This is a genomic window from Paracoccus indicus (assembly GCF_003056335.1).
Lineage (GTDB): Bacteria > Pseudomonadota > Alphaproteobacteria > Rhodobacterales > Rhodobacteraceae > Paracoccus > Paracoccus indicus.
Map to the genome: position 1 here is coordinate 19,397 of NZ_PYWA01000009.1, position 18,431 is coordinate 37,827.

General features: G+C 66.2%; 14 protein-coding genes. 8 read left to right on the plus strand and 6 right to left on the minus strand.

Features of this window, described 5'->3' with window-relative positions; genetic code table 11:
- Positions 1-96: 96 nt before the first annotated feature.
- From DDE75_RS14325 to DDE75_RS14360, 8 genes are all read left to right on the plus strand, one after another.
- On the plus strand, positions 97-738 hold the full coding sequence (locus tag DDE75_RS14325) for a glutathione S-transferase family protein (RefSeq protein WP_108503080.1): 642 nt from the start codon (positions 97-99) through the stop codon (positions 736-738).
- The gene (locus DDE75_RS14330; RefSeq protein ID WP_108503081.1) at positions 735-1,946 is read left to right on the plus strand and encodes an acetyl-CoA C-acetyltransferase; all 1,212 of its coding nucleotides are present in this window, start codon (positions 735-737) and stop codon (positions 1,944-1,946) included. Before DDE75_RS14325 ends, DDE75_RS14330 begins: the two co-directional genes overlap by 4 nt.
- An 11-nt stretch (positions 1,947-1,957) precedes the next feature.
- The gene (locus DDE75_RS14335; RefSeq protein ID WP_108503082.1) at positions 1,958-4,144 is read left to right on the plus strand and encodes a 3-hydroxyacyl-CoA dehydrogenase NAD-binding domain-containing protein; all 2,187 of its coding nucleotides are present in this window, start codon (positions 1,958-1,960) and stop codon (positions 4,142-4,144) included.
- A gap of 176 nt (positions 4,145-4,320) precedes the next feature.
- Positions 4,321-5,505, plus strand: coding sequence for a toxic anion resistance protein (locus tag DDE75_RS14340; protein ID WP_108503083.1), 1,185 nt, complete (start codon positions 4,321-4,323; stop codon positions 5,503-5,505).
- Positions 5,502-6,527 carry a DUF2927 domain-containing protein gene (locus DDE75_RS14345; protein WP_108503084.1) on the plus strand — a complete coding sequence of 342 codons (1,026 nt, stop codon included), beginning with the start codon at positions 5,502-5,504 and terminating at the stop codon, positions 6,525-6,527. Before DDE75_RS14340 ends, DDE75_RS14345 begins: the two co-directional genes overlap by 4 nt.
- A 33-nt stretch (positions 6,528-6,560) precedes the next feature.
- The gene (locus DDE75_RS14350; protein ID WP_108503085.1) at positions 6,561-7,664 is read left to right on the plus strand and encodes an SPFH domain-containing protein; all 1,104 of its coding nucleotides are present in this window, start codon (positions 6,561-6,563) and stop codon (positions 7,662-7,664) included.
- A gap of 4 nt (positions 7,665-7,668) precedes the next feature.
- Entirely contained in the window at positions 7,669-8,832 is a 1,164-nt protein-coding gene (locus tag DDE75_RS14355; protein ID WP_108503086.1) for a TFIIB-type zinc ribbon-containing protein, read from the plus strand.
- A gap of 12 nt (positions 8,833-8,844) precedes the next feature.
- Positions 8,845-9,756 carry a carbohydrate kinase family protein gene (locus DDE75_RS14360; RefSeq protein ID WP_108503087.1) on the plus strand — a complete coding sequence of 304 codons (912 nt, stop codon included), beginning with the start codon at positions 8,845-8,847 and terminating at the stop codon, positions 9,754-9,756.
- A gap of 105 nt (positions 9,757-9,861) precedes the next feature.
- Here DDE75_RS14360 and hflX read toward each other — a convergent pair whose 3' ends face one another.
- The 6 genes from hflX to DDE75_RS14390 all read right to left on the minus strand — a co-directional run bounded on the left by hflX (position 9,862) and on the right by DDE75_RS14390 (position 18,364).
- Positions 9,862-11,259 (minus strand): GTPase HflX, encoded by a 1,398-nt coding sequence (gene hflX, locus DDE75_RS14365; RefSeq protein WP_108503088.1) that lies wholly within the window; start codon positions 11,257-11,259, stop codon positions 9,862-9,864.
- Positions 11,260-11,493: an RNA chaperone Hfq gene (hfq, locus tag DDE75_RS14370; RefSeq protein WP_020949330.1), complete on the minus strand. Its 234-nt coding sequence runs from the start codon at positions 11,491-11,493 to the stop codon at positions 11,260-11,262.
- Positions 11,494-11,611: 118 nt separating this feature from the next.
- Complete coding sequence (locus DDE75_RS14375; protein ID WP_245894761.1) at positions 11,612-13,243, minus strand: potassium transporter TrkG; 1,632 nt, start codon at positions 13,241-13,243, stop codon at positions 11,612-11,614.
- Between the two features lie 9 nt (positions 13,244-13,252).
- Positions 13,253-14,629, minus strand: a complete 1,377-nt coding sequence (gene trkA, locus DDE75_RS14380) for a Trk system potassium transporter TrkA (protein WP_108503089.1) — start codon at positions 14,627-14,629, stop codon at positions 13,253-13,255.
- An 88-nt stretch (positions 14,630-14,717) separates the two neighbouring features.
- Positions 14,718-16,109 carry a nitrogen assimilation response regulator NtrX gene (gene ntrX, locus DDE75_RS14385; RefSeq protein WP_108503090.1) on the minus strand — a complete coding sequence of 464 codons (1,392 nt, stop codon included), beginning with the start codon at positions 16,107-16,109 and terminating at the stop codon, positions 14,718-14,720.
- Positions 16,106-18,364 (minus strand): sensor histidine kinase NtrY-like, encoded by a 2,259-nt coding sequence (locus DDE75_RS14390; protein WP_108503091.1) that lies wholly within the window; start codon positions 18,362-18,364, stop codon positions 16,106-16,108. The genes ntrX and DDE75_RS14390 overlap by 4 nt, the downstream gene beginning before the upstream one ends.
- Between the last annotated feature and the right edge of the window lie 67 nt (positions 18,365-18,431).

Sequence of the window (18,431 nt, forward strand, 5' to 3'; positions counted from 1 at the left end):
CGACCGGTTAAGAAAGGGTGAACCCGCCTTTTCTTGGTTGCAAAAATACCCCGCGGGGGTCCGGGGGCGCGAAGCCCCCGGCGGTGAGGAGGAAGAATGACGGCGCAACTCTGGTGCTTCGGTGAATCCGGCAATGCCTATAAGGCTGCACTGACCTTGGAACTTGCCGGCTACGACTGGTCGCCGGTTTTCGTCGACTTCTTCAACGGCGAAGCCCGCAGCCCGGAATTCAAGGCCATCAACCAGATGGGCGAGGTTCCCGTGTTTCGCGAAGGCGACCTGACCCTGTCGCAATCGGCGGTCATCCAGTTGCATGTCGCCGAAAAGACCGGGCGTTTCATGGGCCGCGATCGCAATGAGACCCTGCGCTGGCTGATGTTCGACAACCACAAGGTCTCGGCCCAGGCCGGACCTGCGCGCTTCCTGCTGAATTTCCTGCCAGCCGAGAAGCGCCCCTTGGGTGCCGCCGAATTTCTGCAAGCACGCCTGAAGGGCGCATTGCAGGTCTTGGAAGCCCATCTGACCGACCGCGAATGGGTCGCCGACGCGGACCCCACCATCGCCGATTTAGCGCTCTGCGGTTATCTCTATTACCCCGAACCCTTCGGCTTCGACCGCAAGGACTGGCCCCATATCGACCGCTGGCTGCAAGCCATCCAAGGCCTGCCCGGCTGGAAACACCCCTATGATCTGATGCCCGGCAAACCGTCCGACCGGGCACCCAAGGAGGACATATGACCGACGCTTACATCTATGATGCCGCCCGCACGCCGCGCGGCAAGGGCCGCCCCGACGGCAGCCTGCACGAGGTCACCTCGCTGGCGCTATCGGCGCGCTTGCTGAACGCCGTCAAGGAACGTAACGGGCTGGAAGGCCATGCGGTCGAGGACGTGATCTGGGGCAATGTCACCCAGGTCAAGGAACAAGGCGGCTGTCTGGCGCGCAGCGCCGTGCTGGCCTCGGATCTGGACCAGCGCATCCCCGGCCTGTCGATCAACCGCTTCTGCGCATCCGGCATGGAGGCCGTGAACCTGGCCGCCAACCAGATCAAGGGCGGCGCGGGCCAAGCCTATATCGCCGGCGGGGTCGAGATGATGGGCCGCGTCGCCATGGGCAGCGACGGTGCCGCCATTGCGGTCGATCCCGGCTTGGCCATGCGGTCCTATTTCGTGCCGCAGGGCATCAGCGCCGATATCATCGCCACCGAATACGGCTTCACCCGCGAGGATGCCGACAAGCTGGCGCTGGAAAGCCAGCGCCGCGCCGCGCAGGCATGGGAAGAGGGCCGTTTCAGCAAATCCATCGTCCCGGTTCTGGACCAGAACGGCCTGACCATTCTGGATCGCGACGAATACATGCGCCCCGGCACCACGCCCGAGGATCTGGCCAAGCTGAAGCCCTCCTTCAAGGAGATGGGCGAGATGATGCCCGGCTTCGACAAGGTCGCCATGCTGAAATACCCGCATCTGACCCATGTCGACCACATCCACCATGCGGGCAACTCCAGCGGGATCGTCGACGGCGCCGCCGCCGTTCTGATCGGCAGCAAGGAGTTCGGCGAGGCCCACGGGTTGAAGCCTCGCGCCCGCATCCGCGCCACCGCCAAGATCGGCACCGATCCCACGATCATGCTGACCGGCCCGGTGCCCGTGACCGAGAAGATCCTGAAGGACAGCGGCATGGCGATCGGCGACATCGACCTCTTCGAGGTGAACGAGGCTTTCGCCTCGGTCGTGCTGCGCTTCATGCAGGCCTTCGACGTGGACCACGCGAAGGTCAACGTGAATGGCGGCGCCATCGCCATGGGCCACCCGCTTGGCGCGACCGGCGCCATCATCATCGGCACCCTGCTGGACGAGCTTGAGCGTCAGGACAAGCAGATCGGCCTTGCCACCCTGTGCATCGCGTCCGGCATGGGCGCGGCCACCATCATCGAACGCGTGTGAGGAACCCGGACATGACCGATTTCACGATGCAGACGGACGCCGACGGCGTCGCGATCATCACCTGGGACGTTCAAGGCAAATCCATGAACGTGCTGTCGATGGAGGGTGCGACCACGCTGGACGGGCTGATCGACAGCGCGCTGGCCGATGATGCCATCAAGGGCATCGTCATCACCAGCGGCAAGAAGGACTTCGCCGGGGGCATGGACCTGAACGTCATCGCCGGCATGAAGGAAGCGGGAGGCGCGCAGGGCGTCTTCGACGGCGTGATGGGCCTGCACCACATGCTGCGCAAGATCGAACTGGCGGGCATGGACCGCAAGACCAAGAAGGGCGGCAAGCCCATCGCGGCCGCCCTGCCCGGCACCGCGCTTGGCATCGGACTGGAATTGCCGCTGGCAACGCATCGCATCTTTGCCGCCGACAATGCCAAGGCCAAGATCGGCCTGCCCGAGATCATGGTCGGCATCTTCCCCGGCTCGGGCGGCACGACGCGCCTTGTCCGCAAGCTGGGCGCGATGGTCGCGGCACCCTTCCTGCTGGAAGGCAAGCTGTCGGACCCCAGGAAGGCCAAGGCGGCGGGCCTGATCGACGAGGTCGTGGCCGATCCGGTCGCCGCCGCGCGGGACTGGGTGCTGAACGCACAGGACGCCGATCTGGTGAAGCCTTGGGATGCCAAGGGCTACAAGATGCCCGGCGGGGAACCCTTCCATCCGGCGGGCTTCATGACCTTCGTCGGCGCATCGGCCATGGTTCATGGCAAGACGATGGGGGTCTATCCGGCGGCCAAGGCGCTTCTGTCGGCGGTCTACGAGGGCGCGATGGTGCCCTTCGACACCGCCCTGAAGATCGAGGCGCGCTGGTTCACCAACGTGCTGATGAACCCCTCCAGCACCGCGATGATCCGCAGCCTGTTCATCAACAAGGAAGCCCTTGAGAAAGGCGCGAACCGCCCCGAGGCACCGGACCAGAAGGTCAAGAAGGTCGGCATCCTTGGTGCGGGCATGATGGGCGCGGGCATCGCCTATGTCAGCGCCATGGCGGGCATCGAGGTCGTTCTGATCGATGCGGCCCAGGACAGCGCCGACAAGGGCAAATCCTATTCCGCGGGCCTGCTGGACAAGGCCATCAGCCGGAAGAAATCGACCGAGGAGAAGAAGGCCGAGGTTCTGGATCGCATCACCGCGACCACCGATTACGCCGCGCTGGAAGGCTGCGACCTGATCGTCGAGGCCGTGTTCGAGGACCCGTCCGTCAAGGCCGAGGTCACGAAGAAGGCCGAGGCCGTGATCCCGCAGGATGCGATTTTTGCAACCAACACCTCGACCCTGCCGATCAGCGATCTGGCGAAGGCCAGCAGCCGCCCCGAGCAGTTCATCGGCATCCATTTCTTCAGCCCCGTCGACAAGATGCTGCTGGTCGAGATCATCAAGGGCAAGCAGACCGGTCCCGTCGCCGTGGCCAAGGCGCTGGATTTCGTGCGCCAGATCCGCAAGACGCCGATCGTGGTGAACGATGCGCGGTTCTTCTATGCCAACCGCTGCATCATTCCCTATATCAACGAAGGCATCCGCATGGTCGGCGAGGGCGTGAACCCCACGCTGATCGAGAATGCCGCCAAGCTGATGGGGATGCCGCTTGGGCCGTTGCAGCTGGTCGATGAAACCTCGATCGACCTGGGCGTGAAGATCGCCAAGGCCACCCGCGCCGCCATGGGCGAGGATTATCCCGATGGTGCCGTCGACGAGGTGCTGTTCTGGATGGCCGATCAGGGCCGCATGGGCCGCAAGTCGAAATCGGGCTTCTACGCTTACGGCGACGACGGCAAGCGCCAGGGCCTGTGGGAGGGTCTGGACCCGCAATATCCGCGCAGCCCCGATCAGCCGGAACTGCACGACGTCCAGCACCGCCTGATGTTCGCCCAATCGCTGGAGGCCGTCCGCGCGCTTGAGGAAGGCGTACTGGAAGACATCCGCGAAGGCGATGTCGGCGCGATCCTTGGCTGGGGCTTTGCGCCTTGGTCGGGCGGTCCCTTCGGCTGGCTGGACATGCTGGGCGCGGCCCGCGCGGTCGAGATCTGCGACCGTCTGACGGCGGAACATGGCGACCGTTTCGCCGCCCCCGCCCTGCTGCGCGATATGGCCGACAAGGGCGACAGCTTCTATGGCCGCTTCGGAGCGGGCAAGAAGGCCGCCTGATCCCAAGGGCAGGACGTGACGAAGGGGCCGCGGCGATCCGCGGCCCCTTTCGCGTGCCACGGCGTGAATGACGCGAAACTTTCCCTGTGCTATGTCGTTGAAGTGCAGCGATTCCGGCATATGCTGCTGTGCAGAAACAGCCTGACCGTCCGGATCGCCGACAAGGGGACATTCTGATGACCGACGACACCCGACGCCGCGCCGAAGCGACCCAGAAAGAGATCGAGACGCTTGCCGCGGATCTTCCTGCACAACCGGCCGAGGCCCCCGTCGCCCTGGCCGAGGCCGATGAGGCGACCGCGCAGGCGATCCGCAGCCGCATGTCCGAGATCGACCTGGGCGACAGCGGCTCGATCCTGCGGTTCGGCACGCGCGCCCAATCCGGGCTGCAGCAGATCAGCCAGCAGATGCTGGCCGATGTGAAATCCAAGGAGGCAGGCCCCGCCGGCGACAGCCTGCGCGAGGTCGTGACCACCATCCGCGGCTTCTCAACCTCGGAACTGGACGTGCGCCGGACCCGCAGCTGGTGGGAAAAGCTGCTGGGGCGTTCGGCCCCCTTTGCCAAGTTCGTCGCCAACTATGAAAACGTCCAGACCCAGATCGACCGCATCTCGGTCGAGCTGGAGGCACATGAGCAGACGCTGCTGAAGGACATCAAGTCGCTGGACCTGCTCTATGACCGCACGCTGACTTTCTATGACGAACTGGCGCTCTATATCGCCGCCGGGACCGAGAAGCTGCACGAGTTGGACAGCACCATCATCCCCGCCAAGGAGGCCGAGGTCGCCGCCAAGCCCGAAGGCCACCAGATGATCGAGGCGCAGGAGCTGCGCGACCTGCGCGCGCTGCGCGACGATCTGGAACGCAGGGTCCACGACCTGAAGTTGACGCGGCAGGTGACGATGCAATCCCTGCCCTCGATCCGGCTGGTGCAGGAAAACGACAAGTCGCTGGTGACCAAGATCAACTCGACCCTGGTGAACACGGTGCCCTTGTGGGAAACCCAGCTGGCGCAGGCGGTCACCATCCAACGCAGCTCCGAGGCTGCCCGTGCCGTGCGCGAGGCCAGCGATCTGACCAACGAACTGCTGACCCGCAATGCCGACAACCTTCGTCAGGCCAATGCCACCATCCGCGCGGAAACCGAACGCGGCGTCTTCGACATCGAATCCGTCCGGACCGCCAATGCCCAGCTGATCGCCACCATCGAGGACAGCCTGCGCATCGCCGACGAAGGCCGCGCCCGCCGCGCCGCCGCCGAAAGCGACCTGACCCAGATGGAGGCGGAACTGCGCGACACGCTGGCCGCCGCATCCGCCCCACGTCTGGACAAGACCGCGCCTGCCGGGGGACGTCGATGAAGCGATCGGCCCTGTTCCGCGCCTCGGGCGCCGTTCTGCTGGCGGGTTTGCTGACGACGGCCTGCGGCAGGCAGGAAACCGCGACTGCGCCGCTTTCATCGGACCGTCCCGATCCGCGACCGGCAGTGCAGGAACCCGCTGCTCCGTCGCAGGCCGAATTGCGAAAGGCGCGGGCCGAACGCAACCGTGCGGCCAATGCGGTCCAGACCTCGGCCAGCGCGGCCAGCCAGTCGCAGAGCGACTATTACGCCGCCATGCAGCGCCGCCTGATCGCGCAGGGCAAGCTGCGGCGTGATCGCGTTCCGCAGGACGCCCCCATCACCGCCGAAACGCTGACCCGCGATTTCATGGCCATCGCGCTTCGCGACGAATACAGCCGCAGCGGCGACGCGCTTGTGTCGCAGGCCCGCAGCGCCCCCCTGCGCCGGTGGGAACAGCCGGTGCGCTTGCAGCTGGAATTCGGCCCCTCGACCCAGATCGCCGAACGTGCCGCCTGGCGGTCCGAGGTCGCGGGCTTCGGGAACCGCCTTTCCTCGGCCACCAACCACCCTGTCGCGCTGACGGCGAGCGGTGGCAATTTCGCCGTGCTGATCCTGTCCGAGGATGAACGCCGCTCCATCGGTCCTCGGCTGACCGAACTGGTCCCCGGCATCCCCACCCAAGATGCGGCGATGCTGGAAAACCTGCCCCCTGCAATCAGCTGCACGGTCTTCGCCTATTCCAAGGGCAGCGCCAGCGAATACGCCCATGCCGTCGCCGTCATCCGGTCCGAGCTGCCGCCGCTGCTGCGCACCTCCTGCATCCACGAGGAGATCGCCCAAGGCATGGGACTGGCCAACGACAGCCCCGCCGCGCGCCCCTCGATCTTCAACGACGACGAGGAATTCGCCCTGCTGACGCGCCATGACGAACTGCTGCTGCAGATTCTCTATGATCCGCGCCTGCGTCCCGGCATGTCGGACGCGCAGGCCGCCCCCATCGTTCGCCAGATCGCCTCGGAACTGCTGGGCGAGGCCGCCTGAGCCCGCCCGCAGGCATCAGAAAGGAAAATGCCCATGTCCATCTTCGACATCCTCGGCGGCGAATTCATCGACGTCATCGAATGGACCGCAGACGACCGCGACACGATGGTCTGGCGCTTCGATACGGTCGGCCATGCCATCAAATACGGTGCCAAGCTGACCGTTCGCGAAGGCCAGGCGGCGGTCTTCGTCCATGAAGGCCAGCTGGCCGATGTCTTCGGGCCGGGGCTTTACCTGCTGGAGACGAACAACCTGCCGATCCTGACACGGCTACAGCACTGGGACCACGGCTTCCGCAGCCCCTTCAAGTCGGAAATTTATTTCGTCAACAAGACCCGCTTCAACGACCTGAAATGGGGCACGCGCAACCCGATCATCGCCCGCGACCCGGAATTCGGCCCCGTGCGCCTGCGCGCCTTCGGCACATATTCCATGCGCGTCACGGACCCTGCGCGCTTCATGTCCGAGATCGTCGGCACCGACGGCGATTTCACCAAGGATGAGATCACCCTGCAGATCCGCAACGTCATCGTGCAGGAATTTTCCCGTGCCATCGCCGCCGCCAACATCCCCGTTTTGGACATGGCGGCCAATACCGGCCAGCTGGCCACGCTGGTCGCCAAGGCCATCGCCCCGGTGATCGAGACCTATGGCCTGACCCTGCCCGAATTCTATATCGAGAATGTCAGCCTTCCCTCCGAGGTCGAGGCGATGCTGGACAAGCGCACCTCGATGGGGATCGTCGGCGATCTGGACCGCTTCAGCCAATATGCCGCCTCCGAGGCGATGATGAACGCCGCCCAGAACCAAGGCGGTGCCGGGGCCGGTTTCGGGGCCGCGATGGGTGCGGCGATGGGCATGGCGCGCAGCGGCCCCTGGGGCGCAGCGCCCCAGCCCGCCCCCGCAGCACCGCCCCCCCTGCCTGGTCGCGCGGTCGAAACCGTCTGGCATGTGGCCATCGGCGGTCAGGCTCAGGGGCCCTTCGGTCGCGGTCATCTGGGACGGCTGGTGGCCGATGGCAGCTTTTCCCGCGACACATTGGTCTGGACGCCGGGTCAGGACGGCTGGCTGCCCGCCGAGGATGTGCCGGAACTGGCGCAGCTGTTCACCATGATGCCGCCGCCCCTGCCCGGCTGAGCCGATGCCCGCGATGGAACACCGCTTTCCCTGCGCGCAATGCGGGGCCAGCCTGCGCTTTCAGCCAGGCCAGCAGGTGCTGGTCTGCGACTATTGCGGGCATCGGCAGGACATCGGTCCCGGCCCCTCTCGCGCACCCGGCCATCAGCCCGCGCCCAAGGGAAGCCTGCAGTGGGACGCCAGCCACAAGGCCCCGCAACTGGTCGAGATCCCGCTGCAGAAGGGCCTGCATCTGGATGCGGGCTCCGCCGACATCACCCAGACCGTGCGCACCCTGTCCTGCCCGAATTGCGGGGCGCGCGTGGATCTGGACGACGACCACCACGCCAGCCGCTGCCCCTTCTGCGCCACGCCGGTGGTCACCGATACCGGGGCGACCCGCCGGATCAAGCCGCAGGGCGTGCTGCCCTTCGCCCTGACCGAACAGCAGGCCCGCGAGGCGATGCGCGACTGGCTGGGCAGCCTGTGGTTCGCGCCGTCGGGGCTGACGGCCTATGCCCGCAAAGATCGGCGGCTGACCGGGATCTATTCTCCCTTCTGGACCTTCGACGCCAGCAGTCGCAGCCGCTATCGCGGTCAGCGCGGCGATACCTATTACGAAACCGTCTATGTCACCCAGCAGGTCAATGGCCGCAATCAACGGGTCGCACGGCAGGTCCCCAAGATCCGCTGGCGGCCCGTGTCGGGTCAGGTCGCACGGGACTTCAACGATGTCCTGGTGCCCGCATCGACCGCCCTGCCCCCCGCCATGACGCAGGCGCTGATGCCATGGGATCTGGCGCAGCTGACCGACTACCGCCCCGCCTTCCTCTCGGGCTTCGAGGCCGAGGGATACACCACCCCCCTGGCCCAGGGTCATCAGGCGGCCCGCGCCCAGATGGCGCAGGTCATCGCCGGGGACGCCCGACGCGCCATCGGCGGCGACCACCAACGCATCGACGCCATCGACAGCGATTTCTCGGCCGAGACCTTCAAGCACATCCTGCTGCCGATCTGGACGGCGGCCTATCGCTACAACGGCAAAAGCTATCGCTTCGTCGTCAACGGCCAGTCGGGACGGGTGACGGGACAGCGCCCGTGGTCGGTCTGGAAAATCGCTGCCGCCGCTTTCGTCGCGCTGGTAGCGTTAGCAGTTTTCATGTATCTGGCCAACTCAGGACAGATCTGAAAGGGGCACGCCATGATTTTGTGCGCAGGAGAATCGCTGATCGACATGGTGCCGGAGAACGGCGCCTTCCGGCCCCTTGCCGGCGGAGCGGTCTATAACACCGCCATCGCGCTTGGCCGCCTTGGTCAGGACACCGGCTATCTCTGGCCTATCAGCCGCGACCCCTTCGGCGACGTGATCATGCGCCCCCTGGCCGAGGCGGGGGTGAACATCGACCTCTGCCCGCGCACCGACCGGCTGACGACGCTGGCGCTGGTGACCCTGACGAATGGCGAGGCGCTCTATTCCTTCTACGACGAAGGCTCGGCAGGGCGGATGATGACCAGCGAGGACATCGCCCCACTGCCCGCCAGCATCACCGCGCTCTTCGCAGGCGGCATCAGCCTGGTGCCCGACCCCTGCGGTGCCGCGATCGAGGCGCTGATCGCCCAGCATCACGACCGCCTGCCGGTGATGATCGACCCGAACATCCGCCCGTTCTTCATCACCGATCCCGACAGCTATCGCGCCCGTCTGGACCGGATGCTGCCGATGGCCGATATCGTCAAGCTGTCGGCGGACGACCTCGAATGGCTCTATCCCGGCATGCCCCCCGAGGATGCCGCCCGCAAGGTTCTGGCCACGGGGCCGAAAATGGTGCTGCAGACCGGCGGCGAGGCCGGAGCGAAAGCGATCTGGGACGGCCCGACGGTCAGCGCCCCCGCCGTGCGCACCACGGTGTCGGACACCATCGGCGCGGGCGATACCTTCAATGCGGGCGTTCTGGCCAGCTTCGATCGTCAGGGTGTTCTGACCAAATCGGGGCTTGCCTCGGTCACGGCCGATCAGATCCACAGTGCCCTGACGCTTGGGGCCAAGGCCGCTGCCGTCACCGTATCACGCCCCGGCGCAAACCCGCCCTGGGCACATGAAATGACCGCCTGACCTGCAGGCGGGTCCGGGCAGGCGGGTCCGGGAGGGGCGCAGCCCCACCCGGCGGGGGGCTACGGGGGGCTGGCCCCCCGCCCCTGTCGCGGGACGCAAATGCGGTCAGTCCGCCGGGTGCCAGCCGCCCGGTCTCATCGGCTCCTGATCGTCGTCCTCATCCGGCTCGACCTCGGTGGCGGTACCGGTGAAAGCCTCGAAGGCGCCCTTCTGGCGGGCGGTCCAGCGCAGGTTCAGGTTCAACCCGTCCTCGCCGGCCTCTTCGCTCTCGACGACGCCGGCCTCATGCAGCCAGGCACGGCTGCGACCATCGGCGAAGTCCAGCACCACGCTCTCATCGAAGCGATGTTCGTCCAGAACCTCGCCCAGACTGTGGTCGATGGCGCCGATCAGATCCTCAAGCCCCTCGCCTGACAAGGCGCTGACGGCCTGCACGCCTTCGGTGCGGGCATCGGTGCGGCGCAAGGCTGCGCGGGTATCCGCCCCAAGGGCATCGATCTTGTTCCAGACCTCGATGGCGGCGACATCGTCTTCGACCCCCAAACTGTCCAGGATCTCGGCGACATCCGACGCCTGCTCTTCGGTCTCGGGGTGGCTGATGTCGCGGACGTGCAGGATCAGATCGGCCTCCAGCACCTCCTCCAGCGTGGCGCGGAAGGCGGCGACCAGTTCGGTCGGCAGATCGCTGATGAAGCCCACCGTGTCCGACAGGATGATCTTGCGCCCCGAGCTGCCCCCCGCAGCATCCGGAAGACGGATGGCGCGCATGGTCGGGTCCAAGGTCGCAAACAGCATGTCCTTGGCAAAAACCTCGGCGCCCGTCAGGCGGTTGAACAGGGTCGATTTGCCCGCGTTGGTATAGCCCACCAGCGCGACGATGGGGTAAGGTACCTTGGCGCGTGCGGCACGGTGCAGCGTGCGGGTCTTGACCACGCGTTCCAGCTGACGGCGCAGCCGCGTCATCTGTTCGTCGATGGCCCGGCGGTCGGCCTCGATCTGGGTTTCGCCGGGACCGCCGACAAAGCCAAGACCGCCGCGCTGGCGCTCAAGGTGGGTCCAGGCCCGCACAAGACGCGTCCGCTGATAGGACAGCGCCGCCAGCTCGACCTGCAGCACACCTTCGCGCGTCCGCGCACGGTCGGCAAAGATTTCAAGGATAAGCCCGGTCCGGTCCAGCAGCTTGACGCCCCAGTCCTTTTCCAGGTTGCGCTGTTGCACGGGGGTCACGGGGCCGTCGATCAGGACAAGCTCGGCCTCGGCCTGTTCCAGACGCTCGCCTATTTCGGCCAGCTTGCCCTTGCCGAACAGCTTTCCGGGGTTGGGTTCACGCACATTCGCGACTTCCTGCCCGACCAGTTCGATCCCCGGCAGGGCGTGGGCAAGCGCCACGGCCTCGGCCAGGGAATGTTCCGGTTCGCGCCGCTGCGTGCGCGCGCGACCGAGGTCGGGGTGGATGACGTAAGCGCGGGTCGGTTTAATTTCGGTAGATGTCAGTTCCGCCAATCAATCCTCGCCTTCATACAGGCTTATGGGCTGGCCCGGCATGATCGTGCTGATCGCATGCTTGTAGACCAGCTGCGATTGCCCGTCACGACGCAGCAATACGCAGAAGTTATCGAACCAGGTGATGACGCCTTGCAGTTTGACGCCGTTGATCAGGAATATGGTGACCGGCACCTTCGCTTTGCGGACATGGTTCAGGAATGCGTCCTGCAGGTTCTGCTTGTCGCCAGCCATTTCTTATTCCGTTTTTCACTGTTCCCCGTCCCGTCAACATCTAAGGAGTTGCCGATGGCCATGCAAGCGCGCGCCCGTCCGCCGACCCATGGGGTCAACATTTAGGCAACACCCGTGATCAGCGGCGCCAGAATTCAGGGGAAAACAGGGCCAGCATGGCCAGCGTCTCGATGCGGCCAAGGATCATGGCGAAGGCCAGGACGACCTTGGTGAAGACCGGCAGGCCCGACCACCCCTCCCAGGGGGCGGATGCGATGCCGGCGCTGGCCTCGAATGCGGGGGTCAGGGGGATGGCGCCCGCAAGGGGTCCGGTGTTCGTCAGCGCCGCGATCGAGAGGATGGTCGCCGTCTCGAACTCGATGGCGTGGATGGACACTAAGGTGACCACGGCGGCGATGGACATGGCGAACAGCATGAAGAAGATGAAGGCCAGATAGGCCCCCTCGCGCCGCAGACGCCGCGCGATCCGCCCCCCGCCCGAGACGCTGCTGGGGTGGATGATCCGCTCCATCTCGCGCTCTCCGTGGCGGGCCAGGGCATAGACCCGCAGCAGCTTGACGCCCCCCGCCGTGGTGGCGATGCCGCCGCCCATCATCGCCAGCCCCGCAAGGATCAGCCCCGGCGCATTCAGCCCCGACCATGCCCGCGCCCCCTGCCAATCGACCGAGTTCCACCCCGTCGTCGTCAGATAGCTGAGCGCGTTGAACATCACCCCCCAAAGCGCCGAAAGCCCGTTGACCAGATCGGCCAGCATCAGCGGCATCTTGGGTCCGGTGCTGGCCACGTCGATGGCCCCCAGGAAGTGGCGCAGGAACAGGACGGCGCTGACCAGCACGACCATGGCGACGGCCATCTGCAGCTCGGGGTCCTCGCGCAGGCGTTCGGTGGCGCGCAATTCGCTGCCCCCCGGCCAGAAGCGGCGCGACAGGGCGGGGATCAGGAAGACGAAGATCAGCATCTCGCCCGCGACGCCCGACATCTCTCCGGTCTGGCCGATGACCGGCGAGATGCCCGAGGTGGACAGCGTGCCCATCGCCCGCGTCAGTGCCAGGAAGGACGGATCGCCCAGCAGCAGCAGCCCGATCCACAGGATCAGCGTCAGCACGACATAGACCGGCCCCACCAGCCGTGCCGCCCGCATCAGCCGCACACCGGGGTCCGAGGTGCGGCTGTCGTGGCGCGGGTCCGACAGATGCGAGACCGGCTGGCGCGGATCGGCGGATCGCGGCAGCTTCTGGACGTGTTCGTCGCGGCCATAGGGGCTGGACATGATCTCGAACCCGCCCACGCGCAGCGGCGCCAGGATCGCCACCGCCGAGATCAGCACGAAGAACCCGCCCATCCAGCCCACCAGCGACCGCCACAGATGCAGCGGCGCGGGCAGCAGGTCCGCCGAATAGAGCGAGGCCCCCGTCGTCGTCAGCGAGGACACCATTTCCCACCAGGCGTTGAAGAAGCCGGTATCGGGCAGGCTTTCGGCGAAGGGCAGCGCCATCAGCAACGGCAGGAACCCGAAGACCCCCAGCATGGTCAGCAGCGTTTCGCGCGACCTTTGCGGGCGCGGGTTGGCATGGGTCGCCAGCCCGATCAGCCCGCAGAAGGTCAGGATGAACAGCGCCGCATAGAAGAAGGTGCGGGCGATGACGTCCTCGTTGCGGACCGATGCGAAGGAGGCCGGGACCAGCATCGTCAGCGCGACGATCCCGCTCAGCAGGACCAGAAGCGGCAGACGTTGCAGGATGCGGATCATCGCGCGCCCCTAGAAGAAGTCGATTGAGACTTGCAGCAGACGCTCGACCTCGTGGACGTCCTTGGTCAGCGCGAAGATCAGGACGATGTCGCCTTCCTCGATCCTAGTGTCGGCCATGGGCTTGATGACCTTGTCGCCCTTGCGGACGGCACCAAGCAGGGCACCTTCGGGAAATTCGATATCGCGGATGGCGCGGCCCGACATGGGGCTGGTGGACAGAACCTGCGCCTCCATCACCTCGGCCTCGGCGTCGCCGATGGAATAGATGTCGCGCACCCGCCCGTGGCGGATGTGGCGCAGGATGGTGGAGACGGTCGTCGCGCGCGGGTTGATATAGGCGTCGATGTCCAGCGCCCCCATCAGGGGCACCAGCGTCGGGTCGTTGATCAGCGCGATGGCCATCTTGGCACCCGCCTGCTTGGCGCGCACGGATGCCAGGATGTTGGTCTTGTCGTCATCGGTCACGGCCAGCACGGCATCGGCTTGCGGCACGCCCGCCTCGTCCAGCAGTTCGGCCGACAGCCCGTCGCCGTTCAGCACGATGGTGCGCTCCAACCGGTCGGCGGCGAATTCGGCGCGGGTGCGGTCGCGCTCGATCAGCTTGGCGCGGATGCGGTCGGCGCGGTTTTCCAGCGTCTGAGCCACGGCCAGACCGACGTTGCCTGCGCCGATGATGGTGACGCGTTCCTGCTTCTGCGGCGGCTTGCCGAAGATATCCAGCGTGCGCGGCACATCGTCGACATGGCTGAAGACATAGATCTGGTCGCCCGCGAACAGCTGGTCGCCCGCCTCGGGGGCGAACAGGCGGCCTTCGCGGCGAACACCGGCGACGATGGCGCGCAGGCTGGAAAACAGTTCCGTCAACTGGCGCAGGGGCGTGTTCAGTGCCGGGCAATCGGGCTCCAGATCGATGCCCAGCATGTGGATCTGGTCGTCCATGAAGGTCTCGACATCGAAGGTCGAGGGCGCCGACAGCCGCTGCAAGGCAGCCAGCGCGACTTCGCGTTCCGGGCTGATGACCACGTCGATCGGCAGATGTTCGGTGCGGTAGAGGTCGGAGTAGATCGCGTCCAGATAGGCCCCCGACCGCAGGCGCGCGATCTTGCGCGGCACCTGAAAGACGGAATGGGCCACCTGGCAGGTGACCATGTTCACCTCGTCCGAATGGGTGGCGGCGATGATCAGATCGGCATCGCGCGCGCCTGCGCGGTCCAGCACGTCGGGATGGCTGCCAAAGCCCGTGACGCCCTGCACGTCCAGCGCATCGGTGGCGCGGCGGATCAGGTCGGGATTGTTGTCGATGACCGTGACATCGTTTCGTTCCCCCGACAGGTGGCGGGCAATCTGCCAGCCGACCTGTCCGGCCCCGCAAATGATGATTTTCATCCACAGCCCTCTTGCCGCATGCGCCCGATCAGGGGACGCCACCCATGCCTATGCCGGGGCGGCGTGACGCGCAAGCGCCCCGAACCCGTCACTTGCCCAGCACCATATCCTCGTCGCTGCGCATGCCGCCGACGACACCAAGGGATTTCAGCTTGCGATGCAGGGCGCTGCGCTCCATCCCCACGAATTGCGCGGTGCGGCTGATGTTGCCGCCAAAGCGGTTGATCTGGGCGACCAGGTATTCGCGTTCGAACATCTCGCGCGCCTCGCGCAGGGCCATGGCGGTGACCTGCGGACCAAGGCTGAGGGCCTCGGCATTGTCAGGGGTCGCGCCCTGCGGTTCCAGTTCCGAGGGCTGGATCGGGCCCGTCTCCTCGGCCAGGATCAGCACGCGCTCGATCACGTTGCGCAGCTGGCGGATGTTGCCGGGCCAGCGCATCGATTGCAGCGCGGCGACCGTATCCTCGGGCAGGTCGCGCGGGGGCAGGCCTTGGGTCTTGTGGAAATGCTGGATGAAATGTTCGGCCAGCAGCGCGATGTCGTCACGACGATCGGCCAGCGAGGGCACCGCCAGAGGCACCACGTTCAGCCGGTCGAACAGTTCCTGCCGGAAGCGCCCCGCGGCGATTTCCGCGACCAGGTCGCGGTTCGTGGATGACAGCACCCGCAGGTCCACCCGGACCCGGTCGGCGCCCCCTGCCCGCACGAATTGCTGTTCGGTCAGCACGCGCAGGATCTTGGGTTGGGTGCCCAAGGGCATGTCGCCCACTTCGTCGAAATAGATGATGCCGCCATGCGCCTGCTCCAGCAGACCCGGCTCGATGCCGCGTTCGGGGGTCTCGCGGCCGAACAGCACCTCCTCCATCCGCTCCGGCTCGATCGTGGCGCAGGGGACGGTGATGAAAGGCGCGGATGCGCGCGGGCTGTGGGCGTGGATATAGCGCGCGGCCATTTCCTTGCCGGTGCCGGGCTCGCCCGCCAGCATTACGCGACCATTGGACCGTGCGACCTTGTCCAGCCCGTCGCGCAACCGCTTGAAGGCGACCGAATGGCCCAGCATTTCCGTCGCCTTGTCGCCACCGCGCCGCAGGGTGCTGTTTTCACGGCGCAACCGGCTGGTTTCCATGGCGCGGTTGATCACGACCATCAGCTGGTCGATGTTGAAGGGTTTTTCGATGAAGTCATAGGCCCCCTGCTTGATGGCCGCGACCGCGATCTCGATATTGCCGTGACCCGAGATGATGATCACCGGCACGTCGGGGTTGTTGCGCTTGACCTGCTTCAGGATGTCGATCCCGTCCATGCGGCTGTCCTTCAGCCAGATGTCCAGGATCATCAGCGAGGGTTCGCGTTCGTTCAGCGCCGCCACCGCATCGTCGGAATTGGCCGCCAGTCGGGTCTCGAACCCCTCGTCCTTCAGGATGTCCGCGATCAGTTCGCGGATGTCCCGTTCGTCGTCGACGATCAGAATATCGCTCATAGTGTCGCCTCGTCTTTTTCTTGTCTGCTCTTGCGTTGGGGCGCGCGCGTGGGGTGCCGCTCCCGTGGCAGCCGGATCTCGGCCATGGCGCCCGGCCTGTCGGGCGCATCCGTCAGGGACAGGCTGCCGCCATGCTCCTCGACGATCTTCTTGACGATGGGCAGACCAAGGCCGGTACCTTGGCTCTTCATCGTGACATAGGGTTCGAACAGCCGCGACCGGTCGGCGGGAAGCCCCGGCCCGTTGTCGGTGATGCGGATGCAGACCAGATCGGGCTGCACCTCCATCTGGACGCTGACGCGCGGCTGGATGTCCGGTTCGGCGGCCACGCGTTCCTCGACCGCCTCGCCCGCGTTCTTCAGCAGGTTGGTCAGCGCCTGGCGCAGCATGCCGCCGTCGCAATCCACGATCACGGGATCGGCGGGAATGTCGACGATCAACGCGTCGTTCAGCGCGTCCTGCTGCAACAGCACGACATCGCGCAGCAGGGCCGCCATGTCGGTCTCGGCGCGGTCGGGTTCGGGCATGCGGGCAAAGCGGCTGAATTCGTCGACGATCCGGCGCAGGTCGCCCGTCTGGCGGATGATCACATCGGTATATTGTTCCAGCGCCGCGCGTTCAGCCTGGGGTGCCAAGGGGCCGAACTTGCGGCGCAGGCGTTCGGCCGACAGCTGGATCGGCGTCAGCGGGTTCTTGATCTCATGGGCGACGCGGCGGGCGACATCGCCCCATGCGGCCATGCGCTGCGCGCTGACCAGTTCGGTCACGTCGTCGAAGGCCACCACGAAGCCCTCCAGCGCGCCTTCGGCATTGCGGCGCACGGCCATGCGCACCAGCAGGCTTTCGGCGCGCCCTTCGCGCAGGATGCGGACCTCGTCCTGAATGGTTTCGGCGACCGATCCCGACAGGCGCTCGAACAGGGGCGCGAATTCCGGCACCGCCTGCGACAGCAGCGCGTCGATATCGGCCTTGGGGTCCAGCCCCAGCAGTCGGCTGGCCGAGCGGTTCACGAAGTCGATCTCGCCCGCCGCATCCAGCCCGATCACCCCCGACGTGACCGAGGTCAGCACGTTGTCGAACAGACGCCGCTGTTCGTCGCTGACGCGATAGCTCTCGATCAGCTCCTCGCGCTGCGCCTTCAGCTGCCGGGTCATGCGGTTGAAGGATTGGCCCAGCGTCTGGATCTCGTCTCCGGTCTTGGGTTCGGGGATCTGCAGGTCCAGATCGCCCCGACCCACCTGTTCGCTGGCCCGCGCCAGAAGGCCGATGGGGCGCGACAACCGGCTGGCGAACCACAAGCCCAGCCAGATCGCCGCCGCGACCAGCAGCAGCGCAAACCCTAGGTAGACCAGCGAAAACTCCAGCAGGACCTGTGACCGCATCTCCTCCAGCTGGCGATAATCGCCGACAGTGGCGCGGGTGTCGTCCAACAGGCCCAGCAGGCTGCCGTCCACGTCGCGCGTGACATAGAGATAGCGGTCGGCCAAGGGCGGCAGCGCGACGAGGGCGCGGAATTCGTCGTTGTCCCAATCCTCGATCAGGGTCAGCCCGTCGGATTGGGCCAGGTCCAGCTGGTCGCTGGTGGGGGCCTCGTACCAGAACAGATAGCTGCGTTCGCCGCGCGCCCTGATCTCTGCGTTGCCATTGATGATATAGGCTTCGCGCAAGCCGCGCTGGATCAGCCCCTGCCCCTGCGCCAGCAGCTGGCGCATCTCTCCGTCCTCGATCAGGGGATTGGCGCGACCGGCCTGGGTCAGGATGTTGGCCAGCGCGCGGGCATCCTGGGACAGATCGCGGCGGTGTTCGGCCTGATAGGCTTCGGCCGCGGCTTGGGACGTGGTGACGACCTGCTGCACGCGGTCCGAGAACCATCCCTCGAGCCCGATGTTGACCAGGAACCCCGCGAACAGCGCGACCAGCACCGTCGGCACCAGCGCCAGCCCGCCGAAGATCATGACCAGCCGGCCATGCAGCTTGGAGGCGGGCCCCGCACGCCTGCGCGCGGCGATCAGACGGGCCATCCGCGCCACGATGAAAGCGATCAGGACGAGCAGGAAGACCAGATCCGCCAGCAGGACCAGCCGCAGCGTTTCCCCCTGCATCCCGCGCCCGAAGGGTCCCATGACGGCAAAGGTGGCAATGGCCAGCACCACGCCTGAAAGCACGATGCCCCAGGTCAGAAAACCGCGCCATTGCCGCGGCATCCGGATGCGGGCCAGCCTGTCCCAGCTGAGCCCTGTCGCCAGGCCTGTCATAACCCCCACTCGCCGTCTTCGCGGCTTTAATTGGCGGGCAGCGCGTGACCTTGTCGCTGCGCCCTGT